This window comes from Actinosynnema sp. NPDC023658, assembly GCF_040639995.1.
In the GTDB taxonomy this organism is placed as follows: domain Bacteria; phylum Actinomycetota; class Actinomycetes; order Mycobacteriales; family Pseudonocardiaceae; genus Actinosynnema.
In genome coordinates this window covers 1-1,634 of sequence record NZ_JBFAAX010001162.1, presented here as the reverse complement: position 1 = coordinate 1,634, position 1,634 = coordinate 1, and the positions used below count along the sequence as shown (strand labels likewise).

2 protein-coding genes are annotated in these 1,634 nt (G+C 71.7%); one reads left to right on the top strand and one right to left on the bottom strand.

Annotation, left to right across the window (positions count from 1 at the left end; all coding sequences use genetic code 11):
- Positions 1 to 763, bottom strand: a 763-nt coding sequence (locus tag AB0G02_RS39150) for a Na+/H+ antiporter NhaC family protein (protein WP_360805255.1), incomplete at its 3' end; no start/stop codon positions are given.
- Positions 764 to 1,083: 320 nt separating this feature from the next.
- Here AB0G02_RS39150 and AB0G02_RS39145 point away from each other — a divergent pair.
- Positions 1,084 to 1,634 (top strand): MBL fold metallo-hydrolase (locus tag AB0G02_RS39145; RefSeq protein ID WP_360805252.1); only part of this gene is annotated, 551 nt, incomplete at its 3' end.

Below are 1,634 nucleotides of genomic sequence, written 5' to 3'. Positions count from 1 at the left end.
CCAGCGGCAGCAGGTTCAGCGGCGTGATCCAGTAGATGTCCCCGAGCGCGTGCAGCTCGGACGCGGTGTCGGCCTGGGTCGGCGCCGCGCGCCGGAGCAGCCCGATCAGTCCGAACAGGACGAAGGCGATGACGAACGCGGGCAGCGACGTCCACGCCTGGCGCTTGATGTGCCGGTAGACGTCGACCCCGACCAGCTGCGAGGTGAGGACGGTCGTCTCGGACAGCGGCGAGAGCTTGTCCCCGAGGTACGCGCCCGAGACCACCGCGCCGGCCGTGACCGCCGGCGACAGGCCGAGCATCACCGCGATGCCGACCAGGCCGACGCCGATCGTGCCGGCCGTGGTCCACGAGCTGCCGATCGACATCGCGATGACGGCGCAGATCAACGCGGTCGCCGCGTAGTACCAGGTGGGCGAGAGCACCTGGATGCCGTAGTAGACCAGGGTCGGGATCGTGCCGGACAGGTTCCACGCGCCGATCAGCGCACCCACCGCCAGCAGGATGAACACCGCGCTGGTGATCGAGGTGAGCGCCCGCTGGCCCGCAGCCTGGACCTCCTCCCAGCGGTGGCCGTTCTTCAGCACGACCAGCGCCGCGGCCATGGCGCAGAGCACGAGCGCGACCTGGATGGGGCCGTCGAGCGCGGCCAACCCGAACAGCGCGAGCGAACCGCCGATGAGCACCACCAGCACGACCATCGGCACGATCGCGTCCACCAGCGACGGTTCGCGGACGCGCCGGTGGCTGCCGTGGTCGGTCATCGGACAACTCGCCCTCCTCGTCGCCGGACCACCGCCGGACGTCCCGGCTGGGTGCGCCGCGACGGTCGGCGGCGAACCGGGCGCGGTCGCCGGCCGCGGTCCCGTCACCGGTCGCCCACCTCGGGGTTCGCCTGGTCCGCCCAAGGTAGGTCGGGCCCGGCGGATCGGCAGGACGTCCACCGGCGGCACCCTCGGGAGCCCACTCCATCGAGTGATTTCCCTTGACACACAACCAGCCTCAAGTGGACGTAGGCGCTCGGGAAGTCCGCCTGATCGGGTGACACCTCGTCCTCGTGCCCCGAGGCACTAGTTTGATCGCCATGACGACCGATCCGAGCCTGCGGGAACTGGCGCCAGGCGTGCACGCGTGGATCCAGCCCGACGGCACCTGGTGGATCAACAACGCCGGCGCGGTGCACTCCGCCGGGGAGGTGGTGCTGATCGACACCTGCGCCACCCGCCGTCGCACGCAGCTGTTCCTCGACGCCGTGCACACCGCCACCGGCGGCGCACCGATCCGGGCGGCCGTGAACACCCACCTGCACGGCGACCACGTCTACGGCAACGCCCTGCTCCCCGACTCGACCACGATCGTCGCGCACGAGCTGACCCGCCAGGGCATCCTCGCGGACTTCATCCTCACCGACACCCCGCCGCTCTGGTCGCCCTCCCCGGACTGGGGCGTCGACGCGGTGCGACCACCGACCGCCACCTTCCGCGACGAGCTCACCCTCCACGTCGGGGACCAGGCCGTCGTCCTGCGCCACCCCGGCCACCCCGCGCACACCCCCGGCGACGCCGTCGCGTGGGTGCCCCGGGACCGCGTCCTGTTCACCGGCGACCTGGTGTTCAACCAGGTCACGCCGCTGAT